The organism is Rothia mucilaginosa (assembly GCF_901875305.1).
GTDB lineage: Bacteria > Actinomycetota > Actinomycetes > Actinomycetales > Micrococcaceae > Rothia.
The window spans coordinates 141,102-157,754 of the sequence record NZ_CABFLY010000005.1; the positions used below are offsets into that span (position 1 = coordinate 141,102).

Genomic DNA, 16,653 nt, shown 5'->3' on the forward strand with positions numbered 1-16,653 from the left:
ACCCCCGATACCGCTGCTTTAAGTTCACTCAGGGTAGTTTTTAGCTAAATAATCCCGTAAAGCGGCCAAAAATTCGAGGTGTATAGCATGCTGGACACTCCACCCGGGTCGTTCTAGCATGAAGGCGCAGAGAACGTAAAGAGAAGGAAAAGAAACTCCCGCCATCGAGACCCCGGAAAAGGCGGAAATGACCTCAACATGGCGCGAGAGGCGCCCCAGCCGGGTTGGCTGGGGCGCCTCTCGCGCATCCCACTATCAAAGATTTGGTGATCAACAGGGACTCCGCAGATAAGGAAGCTTACGAAAGAGTCCCCGCGCCGCCAGATCTTCTACTTGGCGTAGGACTGGATGAAGTTCACCAGGGTAGCGGTACCGAAGCCGGTGCCCTCCTTCGGGGTGTAACCGTAGGGGGCTTCCTCATTGAACGCAGGACCCGCAATATCCAAGTGCGCCCACGGAATACCCTCGCCCACGAACTCCTTCAGGAACAGGCCAGCAGTCAGAGCACCACCGTAACGTGAACCGATGTTCTTAATATCGGCGACCTGAGAGTTCAGGTTCTTGCGCAGGTGCGATTCCAAGGGCATAGGCCAGTAAGACTCGCCAGCGGATGCACCGGCAACCTGCACACGCTCACGAATCTGCTCATCACCCAGCAAAGCGGCGGTCCGCAGGCCCAGAGCGGCCATAGCGGCACCAGTCAGGGTAGCAATATCCAAGATGACGTCCGGCTTAGTCTCCGAAGCCAGCGCGATACCGTCCGCCATCACCAGACGACCCTCGGCATCGGTGTTCAGCACCTCGACGGTGCGGCCGTCGCGCATGGTGATGACGTCCTCGGGGCGCAGGGCGTGGCCGCCGGGCATGTTCTCGGCCAGGCACAGGTAACCGGTCACGGCCACCGGAACCTCCAGCTCAGCGGAGGCCACCACGGCGTTCAGCACGGCTGCGGCACCGGCCATATCGCACTTCATGGTCATCATCGAAGCAGCGGGCTTCAGCGAGTTACCACCGGAATCAAAGGTGATGCCCTTACCCACCAGCGCCACGTGAGCCTGCGGGTTCTCAGGAACGTACTTCACCACAGCCAGAACAGGCTTGCGAGGCGAACCCTGACCAACGCCAGCGATGCCGCCAAAGCCCTCCTCAACCAGACGGTCGTAGTGGAAGAGCTCAACCTCAACATTTGCGTAATCCTCGGCCAGCTCAGCCGCAAACTCACCGAAAGTCTCGGGGTACAGGTGCGACGGGGGCAGGTTCACCAGGCGGCGTGCATCCTTCGTGGTCTCACCCAGAACCAGGGCCTGCACCAGAGCGGGCTCTGCCTCCTCCGGATCAATCGAAGAGATAATCAGGACGGACTCAATCTCTTCCTTAATCGAATCCTTGGTCTTACCACGCAGACCCTCCTCGATGAAATTACCCAGCACGGCACCGTGCGCAACGGCCTCAATCTCATCCGCAGCGGACAAGCCGAAATCGAAGGCAATCTCTTCGGCAGAACCAGCCAACTGACGGCTTGCCGAACCCGCGGCGTAGCGCAGAGCATCCAGACGCTCCTGACCACTAGCCTGGTCAGAACCCAAGCCAGCCAAGGCCACAACACCGGCACCCGAATCCTCAAGCCCCGGCAGACGCAACAGCTGATCAGGATCACCCGAAGCGCCCAGCGCCTCCAACAGCTCGTTGATACCCTCAACGGAATCCTCAGACAGCGAGTTTGGAGCCAGGTACGGGCCCTCGGAGCCCTTCAAAACACCCAGGACCAGAACGTCAGCCTCCAGCGCCTCAAGATTGGTGCTGTGAATCGACAGGGACAGAGACATCGTTACTCCTTTGCGTATGTCTTCTTGAAACCATCCCACCTGAGGCTGGCGAACCGCTCAACACGATGCGCGCGTAGAGGTGGAATGCGCCGCGTCAAAGTACGCGGACTACTCGTTTCTACTCTACCGGATAGGGCAGAGGAGCGATGAGCAAGCCCGCGAGCAGCCAGCGAGGTTCCACTACCCTTTGACTCATTCGGGGTAAACCGTTCACCCGTCGCGAGAAAACACCGAGAGAGAAGCCGACGCAACCTTCTTAGCATTAGAATGAAAGACTACGGAAAGCGTCTGTTGACAGAAAGACGCGTCGGCCAGCCCCGCGAAGAAACACCGCAAGGCAAACCGAACAGATTCATAGTGAGGAGGCTGCCATGCTCAATCCCGAAGACCTCTACTTAGCTAACACCAAAATCCTTGACGATCCGCGGATGCACGGGCTGACCCTCGTCATTGCCCTCTCCAGCCCGCAGGATGCGGGGTCCACCGCCGGCCAGCTCGGACAGGTGCTCCTCAGCGAGCTGAAAAACATTGAAATCGTCGAGTTCGACAGCGACCAGTTGCACAACTACCGCGCCCGCCGCCCCTTCGTGCACTACGAGAAGGATCACTTCGAGAAGCCGCAGTACCCGCAGCTCAAGCTCTACGCCGTCGAAGACAGCCTCGACCAGCCCTTCCTGTTGCTCACCGGCGCCGAACCGGACCTGCAGTGGCAACGTTTTCAGAAGGCCCTGCTCGGCATCGTGCGACGCCTGCAGCCTTCGCTGATCGTACTGGTTTCGGCCTATCCCATGCCCGTGCCGCATACCCGACCCTTCCCCGTCACCGCGCACGGCTCCCGCAAGGATCTGATTCGCGGCATTTCGCCGTGGAAGCCCACCGCGGACCTGCACGCAACCGTCACCAACCTGCTCGAAGTGCTCTTCACCGACGACGGCTTCGATACCGTGGGATTCGGCGTGAACATTCCGCAGTACATCTCCGAGGCCGACCTGCCGCAGGGCACCCTCACCGCCCTCGAGCATGTGGGCATGGCCGCGCATCTCTCGCTACCCACCGATGATTTGCGCGAGGCCGCTCGTCACGTGCACGGGCAGATTAACGACCAGGTCAAGCAGAACCCCGAAATCGGGCGCATGATTACGACCATGGAAGAGAACTACGACGAGAACTACCGCACCTCGGATATCGCCATTCCGCTGTCGCGACGGGACGCCAACAATATTCCGAGCCGCGACGAGATCGGTGCTCTCTTCGAACGTTTCCTGGACGAACACTAGGCGAGCGCTAGACGAACGCTAGGCGATTCGTCGAAGTGCGCGTCGGGCGACGGGGAGACATGCCTTCAGCCTATGACCCTCCAGCCGGCCATACAGTGGGGCGTTCATGACCGAATGTGACGGAACTGCCGCGGTGCAATGCCCAAAAAACCGAACAAAACGAACAAATCTGTGGATTTTCTGCCCCTCGATGGAGGAGATATCCACAGATTTTTTCTTTAACAGCTACCAAAGCGGCGCACCTGACATCGTGGAACCATGAATAACCACCACGAAACTCAGAACCCTGACACCCGAAATAGCCTCCCGAACGGTACCCCGAGCCCCGCACCTCCCACGATTTCCAACGAGTATGACATCCTCAGCCACGCCCTCCACCACAACGGATACTGGCCCGAACGCTCCCTCATCATCCTTACCGCCCACGACTCCGTTCTCGGCCCCAGCCTGCGCGTCAACCTGCCCGAAGAACCACTGCCGGACAGCCACCGCGCCGTGTACCTCACCGGCCTCTTCACCATGATCCCCACCGAATACGACGGGGCACCCCTCAACCGCTTCTACGCCATCATCGTCGATGGGGATAACGCAGTGCGCCAACGCCAGCTCGACCCCGCCACCCGAAGCGCCGCAAACCTGCACGAAGTCGGCGCCGACATCACCACGCAAAGTCGCATCAGCTCCTGGGCACACATGCTCTTCGACCCGCGCATCGTCGGCGAACGACGCTGCGAAGACATCATCTACGCCGGCGCCGCCACCGTGTGGGCCCTCAACGACCGCATGGAAGCGCTCACCCTCCTCGGACCCATCGAAGACCTCCACACCAGCTGCTACCAGGCATGGCGAACCAGCCTCGGTGACAGCATCGCACCCGACGCAACCGGCAACTTCGCCCGGAGCCCCTGGGACACCGACACAACCAACAGTCCCGATACACGCGAGGACTGGGAATCCGCCACCGAACTCTGGAGCGCAACCCGCACCCAACGCGTCCCGATCACCACCACCGACCGCGCCTACCGCCAGACCCAGCTCGACCTCTGCTACTGGGAAACCGCCATCAGCGCCGTCGAGCCCTACCTCAACACCCCGCCCGAACTCAATGAACACACCATCGGCGACACCCTCCGCGAGCTCATCCCCGCCGAGGTTGCGGGGCACCTACGCGCATCCCTACAGCCCAGTACCCTCACCAACGCCTTTGAAGCGCACAGCACCCTCGAAATCCTCAACTCAGAAACCCTAGCCTACCTTGCCGGATACGGCCTCGACCGGACCCAACAGGTACTCACCCTCCAGCGGTATACCACCGATTACATTTACTACGCCCTCGGCGGCACCGCACCCATCAGCGAGCCCCACGAAGAGCCCATCGAACCGCCCCACTACGGCACACGCCTCACCCGAAAAGCCCGCATGCCGCGCAGCTTCACCGCGGCCCTAGCCGGTGAGGGGCCCGCCGTGCGTACCGTCCCCGCCAAATGCAACCAATGGCAAGACTGGATTCGCCGAACCCACCGCACCATCCAAACCGCCAACCTCGAACGCTGGACCTTCACCGAGCTCGATGGAATCGACCTCGCCGAAAGCTCCCTACTGCACGAAGAAACCCTTCGCGAATACAACGACGGCATGCTTCCTCCCTACATCGCCGAAACACGCGGGGAAGCGCCGACCGCAGAGGAAGAAAACCGCGACCAGCACATCATCCAACAGCTCAACAACAGCACCTACATGAGCGACCCCCAGCGCCTCGCGGCCCTCAACCACTACCGTGCAGCGCTCGCCGGATCAGTCGCCGCCGAAGCACCCGACCACCACCGTCTCAACGCCCTCGAGCTTCTCACCAGCCTCCTCATCCCGAGCTCCAACACCGCAGAGTACAGCGCCCTACGCACCCTACAAGCCTGGATTAACTGGCTCAAGGGGCACAGCACCTACGCCAACCTGCTGCGCCACGAGGCGCAGCTCCACGACCCTCACCTCAGCCCCAACATCATCGATGCGCGACTCGCCACCGGAACCTGCCCCGCCTGGCTCACCGCTCGGCGTGCCAATACCGACGCGCTCACCGAAGGGACCACCATCAGCACCCTCAAGCCCCGCAAAAACACCCCGACCTACGGCCAGTCAAGTTGAAAGCACCCAAAAATCTGCAATACTTATATATTGACCCCGTACAGTCGATGCGCTATAGCGCGCCCTCAAACAGCTCACCACAATGAGCCGCGGCACTACACCAACAACCAACGCAAGCGGAAAACCCGCCCCGTAGCGTTGAACGGTTCCAGAGTCGCAAACACACCGAAGAGGACGCCAGCATAGACTTGACAGGGTCTTAGGTGTTTTGCAGACAAAGCACCCCAACACAAGCCAGAAAGGGTACTAGTGGCACCTGCACCCAGCAAGAAGACTGCAACCGGCGACGCAACCGAAGAAACCGCCGCCAAGACCACCCGCGCCACCAAGGCAACCAAGACTACCACCGCAGAAGACACTGCAACCGCTGACAAGCCCAAGCGCACCCGCAAAACCACCGCTAAAGCAACCACCAAGCGCAAGACCGGCGGACGACGCAAGAAGACCGAAGACGAATTCGACCTCGAACTCGACGACGTTCTCGAAACCCCCGACGCAGACGAAGAACCCGAAGAAGACGAAGCCACCGTCGCCAAGAAGGAAGAAAAGAAAGCTGCCGAGGCTGTAGCAGCCAAGGGCTCCGGCTTCGTCCTCACCGCCAGCGACGACGACGACGCACCCGCACAGCGCGTCGTCACCCCCGGCGCAACCGCCGACCCCGTCAAGGACTACCTCAAGCAGATCGGTAAGGTCTCTCTGCTCAACGCGCAGCAGGAAGTTGACCTCGCCATGCGCATCGAGGCTGGCCTCTACGCAGAACACAAGCTTGCCGAAAACCCCGACATGGACAAAGACCTCAAGAAGGCCATGCGCTGGGTCATCCACGACGGCAAGCGAGCTAAGAACCACCTGCTCGAAGCCAACCTGCGCCTCGTCGTCTCCCTTGCCAAGCGCTACACCGGCCGCGGCATGCTCTTCCTCGACCTCATCCAGGAAGGTAACCTCGGCCTCATCCGCGCCGTTGAAAAGTTCGACTACTCCAAGGGCTTCAAGTTCTCCACCTACGCCACCTGGTGGATCCGCCAGGCCATCACCCGCGCCATGGCAGACCAGGCCCGCACCATCCGCATCCCCGTGCACATGGTCGAGGTCATCAACAAGCTCGCCCGCGTGCAGCGCCAGATGCTCCAGGACCTCGGGCGCGAACCCACCCCCGAGGAGCTCGGCAAGGAACTCGACATGACCCCTGAAAAGGTCATCGAAGTCCAGAAATACGGCCGCGAACCCATCTCCCTGCACACCCCCCTCGGTGAAGACGGCGACTCTGAGTTCGGCGACCTCATTGAGGACTCCGAGGCAGTCGTCCCCGCAGACGCGGTGTCCTTCACCCTTCTGCAGGAACAGCTCCACTCCGTGCTCGACACCCTCTCCGAGCGTGAAGCGGGCGTGGTCGCAATGCGCTTCGGCATGACCGACGGCCAGCCCAAGACCCTCGACGAGATTGGTAAGGTCTACGGTGTGACCCGCGAACGAATCCGCCAGATCGAGTCGAAGACCATGTCTAAGCTCCGCCACCCGTCGCGTTCGCAGGTACTGCGCGACTACCTGGACTAAAAGTTCCTGACTAGTGGTTCTAATATACGGGCGGATGCTCGTGTAGCTTGGCTCGCGGCACCGTTCTGCACGACCGGCACGCGGACGATGCTCGCGGGGGAGTGCCCCCTCTTCAGCGCCTGGGGGCGCTTCGAGGACGGAGCCCCCGCTCCGCGTGACCGGCTACGCCGTAAGGTTTAGTTGCACATACAGAGAAGGCTCTCCGAGATACCGGAGAGCCTTTTCTGTGTTTATGGGCTGTTTATTGCGACGGCATGCAGACTATGCTCTGCGCAGCCGGCTTGCGGACAATGCTCGCGGGGGAGCGCCCCCTCTGCGGCGCTGAGCGCCTTGAGGACGGAGCCCCCGCTACGCATGTCCGCTACGCCGTCAACGTTCGGTTACTTTGCGGCTACGTAGAGATAGTTACGCATGCAGTCCTGCGAAGATATACCTCGCCCGCTACGCATGTCCGCTAAGCCGTTAAGGTTGCGCCGTTGAGGTTCAGCACTGCTACAGGCCCAGCTGGCGCAGGTAGCGGCCCGCCACGGCCTCAACCTGGTCCAAGCCGCGGACACGACCCAGCGCCTCCGACCAAGCATCACCCGCAGGCTCCTGCCCCACCGGCAGACCGGCCGCCGCCCACAACGCCGCCGTCATCGCACCCACCGAATCCGAATCAGAATCCACCGACACCGCACGGCACAGCCCCTCAAACAGGGCGTCACGCACCGTCGCATCGGCGGCATCGGCCGGCAGAATCCTCAGAGCATCCGCCGCACACCAGACCGCCGTACCCAGCAACTCCGGGGCAGTCCAGCCCGTACCAAAATGTTCAGCCGCAGCCTGCGGCACCGGCTTAACGCCGAGCTCAAGCAGGTCGAGGGCACGATTCAGCGACTCCACGGTACGGGAACCGTCACCCGGAATTGCATCATCCCCGGCAACCGAACCGCACCACGACACCACACGACGCGCAGAGTCCAGCAACGCGCCAAACGAATCGGAGGGAGCAGCCAACAAATCGCGGATGAGCAGCGCGTATGCCGCCGCTGACACTAAAGCCTCCGGGTGGCCGTGCGTCAACGCCGCACCACGCACCGCCAACATGACCACCGTGCGCTCCTGAGCCACCGGCAACAGCCCCAAAGCCGCCGAACGCACCAGCGCGCCGCTACCCAGAGCATCAGGGTTCACCGACTTCGACACCAGCTGCATCTCACCGGTACCCAACGCCCGCAACGTCGCAGCACCCGGACCGCGACGAGCCGTCAACTCGTTCGACCCGTCAATTTCACGATCCAAAGAAAGCGGAGCAGCCTCCGGCAGAGCCTCGCCAATACCGCGGAACCACCGCAAATACGCCAACCACAGGCAGGCCAGCTCATCCGCCGCCGCACCCTCGTTATTCCACTCCAGAACCTCGGTCAGGCCATCTAGGGTGTAGCAGGTCAACTGGGTATCATCGCTGATCAGCAGCTCACCGTACGCCGCCTCCCAGGGCTTCGGATTACATTCCGCAATCTGCTCCGCCGACAACAGCTCAATGGGATAGCCCAGCGCGTCACCCAGCGCGGACGCGCACAGCAGGCCGCGCACCCGGCCCGCAAACTCAGCCGAAACCTCAGGTGCACGCGTGAACTCAGAAAAACTCATAGGGCGATTATCCCACGGGCGCATTAGGAAGCGGATGCCACAGCGGATACGCGGCTTCGTGCTCATGCTCGCGGGGGAGTGCCCCCTCTTCAGCGCCTGGGGGCGCTTCGGGGACGGAGCCCCCGCTCCGCATGAGCACCTACGCCACGATGGGGTCCGAACCGTGAATGACGAACCCCGGGGCGCACTTTTTCCAACGGTGCCATACTGAAACCATGAAAATTCTGCACACTTCCGACTGGCACCTCGGCCGCACCTTTCACCGCAGCCCCCTCACCGACAAGCACCGACAGTTCATCGACGAACTGCTCGACTACGTGCGTGCCGAAGGTATCGGCACCCTCCTCATCAGCGGGGACGTCTACGACAGTAGCATCCCCACCGCCGAAAGCACCGCCCTGCTCGACCGGGCTCTCACCCGCCTCGTTCAGGCAGATGTGCAGGTTATCCTCAGCTCCGGCAACCACGATTCCTTCCGCCGCCTCAGCTACGGATCGGCCCTCTTCGAGGCCTCTGGCGTGCACATCCGAACCACCCTCGAAGACGCCACCCGCCCCGTCGAACTCGTCGAGGGTACCCAGCGCATACACGTCTACGCCATCCCCTACCTCGCGCCGCGCCTACACGCCGCCGCGCTTGGGGTTGAGCCCACGCACCGCGCCGTCCTCGGCGCCGTCACCGACGCGATTCGCGCGGACATCGCCGACCGTCGGGCCCGCGGCGAAGGCGCTGACCGCGTCATCGTCATGAGCCACGCCACCGTCAGCGACACCGCCGGTAACGCCGACACCACGCCCCGTAGCGACTCCGAACGCGACATCAGCGTCGGCGGCATCGACTGGGTTCCCGCCTCCCTCTTCGAAGGCTTCGATTACGTTGCCCTCGGACACATCCATAAGCGGTACCCCGTCACCCCCACCATTCGCTACAGCGGGTCTCCCCTCGGCTTCTCATTCAGCGAAGAAACCAACCGCAACGGGGCTTACCTACTTGAGCTCACCCCCGGCGAAGAGCCCATCATCACCGGGCACGAATGGGCCACCCGCGTTCCCATGAAAACCCTCCGCGGCACCATGGACGACCTGCTCAACAACCCCGAATACGCCCTCTACGAGCGCGGTTACTACTGCCGCATCGAGCTCACCGACGAAACCCTGCCGGTCGGCGCGGTCGACACGCTCCGCAAGCGTTACGAAACCATCTCGCACTTCAGCTACCGCAGCACCCGCGAGGCCGTCGAAAAACCCGCCGCCCCGCCGCTCAGCCAGAAGCTCAACCCCGTGGACATCTTCGACCAGTTCCACCGTTACGTTCGCGAGCGCCCCCTCACCGACCCCGAACGCGCCGCCATCGCCGATATCGCCGACCGAGTCACCACTCAGAAAGACCACGCATGATCCTGCACCGCCTCGAATTTGAAGCCTTCATGGCATACCCCGACCGGCAAACCATTGACTTCAGTGATCTGAATGCCGCCGGCGTCTTCCTGCTCAACGGCCCTACCGGCGCCGGTAAAACCACCATCCTGGACGCTATCTGCTACGCCCTCTACGGCGGCACCACCGGCGACCGTGACCCCGCGCAGCTCTATTCCACTTACGTGGCGCGCGCCAATACCCCGCCTCGCGTCTTCCTCGATCTCACCCTGCAGGGCCGCCGACTGCGCATCAACCGCACCCCCGTGTACAGCCACCCCATCACCCGCGGCAAGCGCGCCGGCCAGATGACCGTCAAGGCCGCCACCGCCACCGTGGAGGAGCTACTTCCCGGAGGCAACCCGGAGGATGAGCAGGCATGGAAGCCCATCGCCTCCCAGGTCAAGGAGGTCAACGCCGTCATCGCGGAACGTATTCACCTCAACCGCGAACAATTCCTTAAGGTCGTGCTTCTGGCGCAGGGCCAGTTCGCGCAATTCCTCAAGTCCAAGCCGGTTGAGCGTAAAGAACTGCTCAAGAAGATGTTCCCCGTAGAGCACATCGAGGCCATGTACGCCGAGCTTCTCGAGGAGGCAAAGCAGGCCCGGCAGGACGTGGCCAACGATGAGCAGGCCCTCGAAGGCTACCTCGAGCGTGCCCGGAGCGGCATGGGGGCTCTTCATGAAAGCCTTGCCCCGCTCACGCCCGAGGCGGGTGAAGAATCCTCCGCCGACGGCGCGTCAGAGACCGCAGCGACCGCAGAAGCCGCGGAGACCATCACCGCCGAAACCGTCGCCGCCGAAACCCTTGACGCGTGGCTCGCCGCCGGTATCGAGGAGGCGCGCACCGCCTCCGCACGGGATGCCCTGGAACAGTCCCGCCTCGCCGGCGAAGCCGATCGTCACGACCAGACTCTCAACGAGCGTCTCCAACTTCGTAAGGATTGGAGCGAATACGAGCAGCTCATTGTGCGCCGTGAACGCCTTGCCGAGGAGCGGGAACCGCACGAAGCACGCGTGAAGGAACTCGCGGATGCCCGCGCCGCCGCCCCGCTCGTTGCGCACTACACTCAGATGCGCGGTGAGGAAGAGGATATCGAAGAGCGGCGTGCCCAGCAGGCCGAGTATGCTGGCGCACTGAAGACCGCCAGGGAGGACCTGCTCCGTGCCCTGCGCGCGGGGGAGGAGCCCGCAGAAGATGCCGTTCCCTACCCCGAGGAGGAGCTCTTCGCGAAGCTTGATGCCGAAGACTTTGCGGAGGCTCGGGGCCGGCAGCTTGATGCCACCCTCACCTCCCTGCGCGCCTTGCACAAGCGCGATGACCTGCTGGCTCAGGAGGAGCGCACGGTTCGGCAGACCCGTGCCCGGAGTGAGCAGCTGGTGCAGAAGGCCGAAAGCGCCGCCCAGAACCTCGATGCCTTGGGCGCCCGGGTGCGGGACATTCGGGAGAACCTGACTGCTTACGAGAAGGCTGAGGAAGAGCACGCTCTTGCCCTCCTCGGGGCTGAGGATGCCGAGAAGGTGCATCGAGAAGCCCAGCAGGCCCAGCAGAATATTGATGCCGCGCAGCGGGCCGTCGCCGAGGCCGAGAAGGAAGCGGAACGAACCCTCAAAACCCAGCAGAAGGCTCAGGAACGCTGGGAGGAAGCCGCCCGAGCCGCTATTGAGGCGACCGACGCCTTCAGGAGCCTGCAGGCGCAGCGACTGGTCCAGGCGTCCTCCCTGCTCGCCCGCGAGCTGACCGAGGGGGAACCCTGCCCGGTGTGCGGTTCCGCGGAGCATCCCAACCCCGCCCGTGCCCGCGAGGGCGAGAGCCTCGTCGAGCAGACCGATCTGGACGCAGCCAAGACCCGTGAAGACCGCGCCCACGAGGCCTCCCGCGCTCGCGAGGAGGAGAAGGAAAAGGCCACCCTCGCGTATCACCGGGCTTCTGAGGCACTGGCCCGCGCCCGTAGTCAGAGCGAAACCCTCGCGGCCCAGGAGCGTATGGATCCTGAGCAGAGCGCCCGGCAGCTCACCCAGGCCCGCGAACGGGTTCAGCAGACGACGGCTCGGCTCGCTGAGCGTGATGCTCTGCGCAAGCGCCAGGCCCAAGCAGAGGTTGAGCAGAAGACCGCCGAAGAGACCCGGAGCACCCTGCACGATGCCCTCACAGAGGCCCAGGCCCTCTACCGCAAAAGCCTCGAACGCCGTGACGCTCTGGCCCGGGAGCTGGAGCCTGCCCAGGCTCGCATCCCGTTTGCCCAGCGTATTGAGGCTCTCGAGAGCTACCGCGCCCTCGCCCAGCGTGAGGAGCAGGGCTCGCTACTGCTGAACCGTGCGGTGGAGGAGCACTCTAAGCACCTCGTCGAGGTTCAGGTTCTGCTGCGTGAATCGCCTTTCGCTGATTCTGCCGGGGTTGTGGCGGCCGAGCGAGCCAAGGCGCAGATTCTTGCCCTTGAGGAGGCTACGAACGCCTACGAGCTGGAGTCTGCCCGCGTGGGTGAAAGCTTGGGACGCGAAGCCCTGGTTGAGGTTGCGGCTCGTGTGGCCGCTGGCGAACAGGCTCCGGATGACCAGCAGGAGCTCAAGGGCCGCATTGAGGAATTGCGTCAGCAGGTGCGGCATCTCATTCGTCGAGAGGGCGAGCGGGAAGGCATCGTGCGTTCCCTGCGGGCTCTGCGCAGCGAGTTCGTTGCGTTCCGTGAACGGACGGCTGAACGCTATGATCGGGCTGAGATGCTGAGTGCCCTCGCCGCCGCGGCTAGGGGCGATACCCTCGGTGGGTACACGCATCAGGTGGATTTGGTGAGCTATGTGCTCGGCGGTGAATTCGAGCGGATTCTAGACGTTGCGGATAAGCATCTGCAGCGCATGAGTGACGGTCGCTACGGCATGAAGCTCAGCGATCACCGCGCTAAGGGAAGCCGTAGCGGCGGTGGCCTGAACCTGAACATCACCGACACCTGGACGGGAGAGCCGCGTGACGCCGCGTCCCTGTCCGGCGGTGAGTCCTTCCTGGCTTCCCTGGCTTTGGCTTTGGGCCTGGCTGAGGTGGTGCAGTCGAACAATGGCGGCATCGAGCTGGACACTCTCTTCATTGATGAGGGATTCGGAACGCTTGACTCCGAAACCCTGGACACGGTGATGAACACCATCGAGTCTCTGCGTGAGAACGGTCGCACTATCGGCCTTATTTCGCATGTGGAGGAGATGAAGAACCGTATTCCGACCCAGATCGTGGTGGAAAAGGGACCGCGTGGCTCTTCGGTGAGGGTAAACTCCTATTAGACATACCCCCGCCCTCGAACGTTGACACGTCGAGAACTGGCGGATCTATCACGAGAGAGACCATGACCTCAACACCTCAGCGTAGGACTCAGGACCCTACGCACCCGGCGGCTCACCCCGCGGATGCGTCACCCGCCCCCGGTGCTCACGTACCGGGGGTTCCTCCGCGCACCGTGAAGGTGGCTCCTCCTCCCGCGTTGCATGCGCAGCCTTCTCCTGGCACGGGGGTTCCTACCGTTCCGGGCGGTCCCCTTGCCGATGTGGTGCGTAATAACGACCATGTGTTGCAGGAGGTGAGGCCCCTCCCTCTGCCCTCGGATGGCGAGGTTAATAAGGACGATTCGGCGTCGAATATTGTGCGTCAGCACTGGGCGCTGTTTTTGCGAAATGGGCGTGAGCAGCGCAAATATCTGCGTGATATTTTGCGTGATGAAGGATTTGCACGTAGCTTCCTGACCGTTCTGTTCCACGTCCCCGTGTCATCGTCGGCGTTTGCTCTATATATTCTGTTGGCGAGCCACCTGGGTAGTGTGCATGATGCCGGTTATGCGGTGGCGGCTTTTGCCGGTGCGTATGCGGTGCAGGTGATGATGGGGCCTATGCTGGTGCGTGCCTTGGGGTTGCGGGCTCTGCTGGGTGTCACGTCGTTGTTGAATATCGCCGCGACAGCGAACATGCTGGTTATCGGTTGGCGTTTGACGGTGGACCCGAACAATGTGAGTACCTTGTACCACGCGCTTTCCTGCGTGGCGATGGGCTTTACGACCCCGCCGTGGACTCCGTTCGCTCTGGAGTCGTTGTATCGACGGAATTACCCGCATTGTGATGAGCGGTTGGCGACGGCTGTCTCGTGGGGTACCACGGCGAACCTGCTGATGCATCCGCTGGCTGCCCTGATGATTTGGGCTGGTGACGCCTATATTGCGCCTAATCATGAGTATTCGGGCTTCTGGATTACTATCGGTTTGGATGCGCTCCTTTTCTTGGTGGTTCTCGTGGCCCCGAAGCTCCTACCGGATGTGTCTCGCTTGAAGACAGCGACCAAGAAGGTGCGCATGGTTCGTCCCAACCTGCAGACAGTGGTTTTGGTGATTGGCCTGGTGCTGCTGGGCGGATGCGTGGGCTCTGTGGGCTCGGGCTTGCTGGGCTTCGCGCTGATGCAGGGGTCGATGAACATGTTCATGGCGATGGTGGCTGTCGGAACGGGTTCGATGGTTCTGGTAGCTTTCCCCGTGATTTTGGGCGGGCAGTCCATTAACCCGTGGCATGGTTGGCTTTTGAGCGGAATTTTGCTGGTTCTGGGCGCCTTGTACCTGCCGACGAGCGTGGATACGTCAACGATTTTCTATGCGTTGGTTCTGTGTGGTGCGACGCTGGGTGTGGCTTTTGCTGGGCATGAGCTGTCGCTGAGCCGCTCACTGAAGTATGTTCCTGACGCGCAGGCTAGTTTCTTCACTCGTGCGCTGCTGGGTATCGGCATGGCGATGGGGTGTATGTGGGGCGGCTACATGGGTGACGCTCCGTACTACCGCAACGCGTTTATGGTGCCGGTGATTGTGGCGACGATGTACTTTGCATTGGGGCACCTGTACGGTTACCTGTGGCGTGAGGAGCATGAGGAGAAGCTGGCTCCTCTGGAAGCGTAGTTTTGACGCTTTTCTGATATGGCGGAAGGCCCTGCCACCCTGAGTGGGTGGCGGGGCCTTCCGCTTTTTAGCGCCGTGTTGCGTATTACCGCGCTGGATGGGTAGCCGTGTGGGCAAACGGACCTTAGTGCCCGCGCTTAATCCATGCGGGCAGTTCGGGCGCCTCCAGGCCGATGCCGGTGCTGTCACCGTGGCCGGTAAGGACCGCCGTGGACTCGGGCAGAGTCAGCAGGCGGGTTGAGATTGACTCGATGATGGTGTCGAAGTCGCTGTAGGAGCGTCCGGTTGCGCCGGGGCCTCCGTTGAAGAGGGTGTCGCCGGAGAAGACGACGCCTTCGCTGTTCTCCCAGCTGAGGGTGGGCGCGTAGAAGCACACGGAGCCGGGGGAGTGGCCGGGGGTTGCCAGCACGGTCAGCTCGGTGTCGCCGATGCGTAGCACGTCGCCGTCAGCCAGCTCGTGGTCAAAGTCCCAGGAGGGGTACACCATTTCCCAGAGCACACGGTCCGCGGGGTTCAGGTAGACGGGCGCGCCGAAACGTTCTGCCGCCTCCTTGGCGCTGCGGATGTGGTCGTCGTGGGCGTGGGTCAGCAGGATCTTCTCCACGGTGCGGCCCGCGACGGTGCGCGAAATCTTGTCCACGTCGTGGGCGGGGTCAATGATAATGACCGAGGAGTCGTTGCCGACGATCCACACGTTGTTGTCGACGTCCCAGCAGCCGCCGTCCAGCGAGAAGGTGCCGGAGGTGACGACTCGTTCAATGCGTTCGCTCACGCTACGCTCCTAGAGTTCCACGACCGAGCGCAGCACGCGGCCGGTCTTCATGGTTTCGAAGGCCTCGTTGACGTCCTCGAGACTGATGCGCTCGGAGACGAAGCTGTCCAGGTCGAGGCGGCCGAGCAGGTACTGGTCCACGAACTCGGGGAAATCGCGGGAGGGCAGGGTGTCACCGTACCAGGCGCTCTTGATGGAGCCGCCGCGGCCGAAGACCTGATCCAGCGGGATGTTCCAGGTGGTGCCGGGTGCGGGCACACCCACGAGCACGACGCGGCCGGCCAGGTCGCGTGCTTCGAAAGCCTGCTTGAAGGTGGGGGCGATGCCGACGGCATCGATGACGAGGTCGGCACCGAAACCGCCGGTGAGCTCCTTGATGGCCTCGACGGGGTCAACCTTGGAGGAGTTCACGGTGTGGGTTGCGCCGTGCTCGCGGGCACGAGCCAGCTTCTCTTCGTCAATGTCGACGGCGATGATGGTGGTAGCGCCACCGAGCTGTGCGCCTGCAATTGCTGCGGTGCCGACGCCGCCGCAACCGATAACGGCCACGGACTCGCCACGCTTGAGCTCACCGGTGTTCAGCACAGCGCCCAGGCCCGCGGTGATACCGCAGCCGAGCAGACCGATAGCTGCGTACTGTTCGGGGGTGATGTCAGCGGTAATCTTGGTGCACTGACCTGCAGCGACGAGAGTCTTCTCAGCGAAGGAGCCGATACCCAGCGCGGGGGTGAGTTCGGTGCCGTCCTCAAGAGTCATCTTCTGGGTGGCGTTGTGGGTTGCGAAGCAGTACTGCGGCTGGCCCTTGCGGCATGCACGGCACTCACCGCACACGGCACGCCAGTTGAGGATGACCAGGTCGCCGGGGGCGATGTCGGTGACGTCCTCGCCGACGGCCTCGACGATACCCGCGGACTCGTGGCCGAGCAGGTAGGGGAAGTCCTGGCCGACGCCGCCGGTGACGTAGTGGTGGTCGGTCTGGCAGACGCCGCAGGTGAGGACCTTGACGAGGGCCTCGCCCTTGCCGGGGTCGGGTACGTTGATGGTGGTGACGGTGACGGGGGCGTCCTGGGCGAGAGCTACGACGGCCTTGACCTTGTGCATGCTGTTCCTTTGTTTG

At 62.6% G+C, this 16,653-nt stretch carries 10 protein-coding genes; 6 read left to right on the forward strand and 4 right to left on the reverse strand.

Features of this window, described 5'->3' with window-relative positions; translation table 11 throughout:
* Nucleotides 1-329: 329 nt before the first annotated feature.
* A complete protein-coding gene (locus JX292_RS07160; protein WP_204863031.1) occupies nucleotides 330-1,826 on the reverse strand; it encodes a leucyl aminopeptidase in 1,497 nt (498 codons plus the stop codon).
* Nucleotides 1,827-2,197: 371 nt separating this feature from the next.
* On the opposite strand from JX292_RS07160, the gene JX292_RS07165 reads away from it, so the two are divergent.
* The 3 genes from JX292_RS07165 to JX292_RS07175 all read left to right on the forward strand — a co-directional run bounded on the left by JX292_RS07165 (nucleotide 2,198) and on the right by JX292_RS07175 (nucleotide 6,799).
* Nucleotides 2,198-3,103 carry a PAC2 family protein gene (locus JX292_RS07165; RefSeq protein WP_204863033.1) on the forward strand — a complete coding sequence of 302 codons (906 nt, stop codon included), beginning with the start codon at nucleotides 2,198-2,200 and terminating at the stop codon, nucleotides 3,101-3,103.
* A gap of 258 nt (nucleotides 3,104-3,361) precedes the next feature.
* Entirely contained in the window at nucleotides 3,362-5,245 is a 1,884-nt protein-coding gene (locus JX292_RS07170; RefSeq protein ID WP_204863035.1) for a metal-dependent hydrolase, read from the forward strand.
* Nucleotides 5,246-5,494: 249 nt separating this feature from the next.
* Nucleotides 5,495-6,799: an RNA polymerase sigma factor gene (locus JX292_RS07175; protein WP_204863037.1), complete on the forward strand. Its 1,305-nt coding sequence runs from the start codon at nucleotides 5,495-5,497 to the stop codon at nucleotides 6,797-6,799.
* A gap of 492 nt (nucleotides 6,800-7,291) precedes the next feature.
* Here the strand turns inward: JX292_RS07175 and JX292_RS07180 are convergent, their stop codons facing one another.
* A complete protein-coding gene (locus JX292_RS07180; RefSeq protein WP_204863039.1) occupies nucleotides 7,292-8,434 on the reverse strand; it encodes an ADP-ribosylglycohydrolase family protein in 1,143 nt (380 codons plus the stop codon).
* Between the two features lie 215 nt (nucleotides 8,435-8,649).
* On the opposite strand from JX292_RS07180, the gene JX292_RS07185 reads away from it, so the two are divergent.
* The 3 genes from JX292_RS07185 (at nucleotide 8,650) to JX292_RS07195 (ending at nucleotide 14,764) form a co-directional block, all read left to right on the forward strand.
* A complete protein-coding gene (locus tag JX292_RS07185) occupies nucleotides 8,650-9,831 on the forward strand; it encodes an exonuclease SbcCD subunit D (protein WP_204863041.1) in 1,182 nt (393 codons plus the stop codon).
* On the forward strand, nucleotides 9,828-13,118 hold the full coding sequence (locus JX292_RS07190) for an AAA family ATPase (protein WP_204863042.1): 3,291 nt from the start codon (nucleotides 9,828-9,830) through the stop codon (nucleotides 13,116-13,118). Before JX292_RS07185 ends, JX292_RS07190 begins: the two co-directional genes overlap by 4 nt.
* 62 nt (nucleotides 13,119-13,180) lie before the next feature.
* Nucleotides 13,181-14,764: an MFS transporter gene (locus JX292_RS07195; RefSeq protein ID WP_239653686.1), complete on the forward strand. Its 1,584-nt coding sequence runs from the start codon at nucleotides 13,181-13,183 to the stop codon at nucleotides 14,762-14,764.
* A gap of 124 nt (nucleotides 14,765-14,888) precedes the next feature.
* Here the strand turns inward: JX292_RS07195 and JX292_RS07200 are convergent, their stop codons facing one another.
* A complete protein-coding gene (locus JX292_RS07200; RefSeq protein WP_204863043.1) occupies nucleotides 14,889-15,536 on the reverse strand; it encodes an MBL fold metallo-hydrolase in 648 nt (215 codons plus the stop codon).
* A gap of 9 nt (nucleotides 15,537-15,545) precedes the next feature.
* On the reverse strand, nucleotides 15,546-16,637 hold the full coding sequence (locus tag JX292_RS07205; RefSeq protein ID WP_204863044.1) for an S-(hydroxymethyl)mycothiol dehydrogenase: 1,092 nt from the start codon (nucleotides 16,635-16,637) through the stop codon (nucleotides 15,546-15,548).
* Nucleotides 16,638-16,653: the final 16 nt, after the last annotated feature.

Bases quoted from the DNA above. Each gene is read 5' to 3' on its own strand.
- JX292_RS07170 (WP_204863035.1), top strand. From the start codon at position 3,362: ATGAATAACCACCACGAAACTCAGAACCCTGACACCCGAAATAGCCTC.
- JX292_RS07205 (WP_204863044.1), bottom strand. From the start codon at position 16,637: ATGCACAAGGTCAAGGCCGTCGTAGCTCTCGCCCAGGACGCCCCCGTC.
- JX292_RS07180 (WP_204863039.1), bottom strand. From the start codon at position 8,434: ATGAGTTTTTCTGAGTTCACGCGTGCACCTGAGGTTTCGGCTGAGTTT.
- JX292_RS07165 (WP_204863033.1), top strand. From the start codon at position 2,198: ATGCTCAATCCCGAAGACCTCTACTTAGCTAACACCAAAATCCTTGAC.
- JX292_RS07160 (WP_204863031.1), bottom strand. From the start codon at position 1,826: ATGTCTCTGTCCCTGTCGATTCACAGCACCAATCTTGAGGCGCTGGAG.
- JX292_RS07195 (WP_239653686.1), top strand. From the start codon at position 13,181: ATGACCTCAACACCTCAGCGTAGGACTCAGGACCCTACGCACCCGGCG.
- JX292_RS07185 (WP_204863041.1), top strand. From the start codon at position 8,650: ATGAAAATTCTGCACACTTCCGACTGGCACCTCGGCCGCACCTTTCAC.
- JX292_RS07190 (WP_204863042.1), top strand. From the start codon at position 9,828: ATGATCCTGCACCGCCTCGAATTTGAAGCCTTCATGGCATACCCCGAC.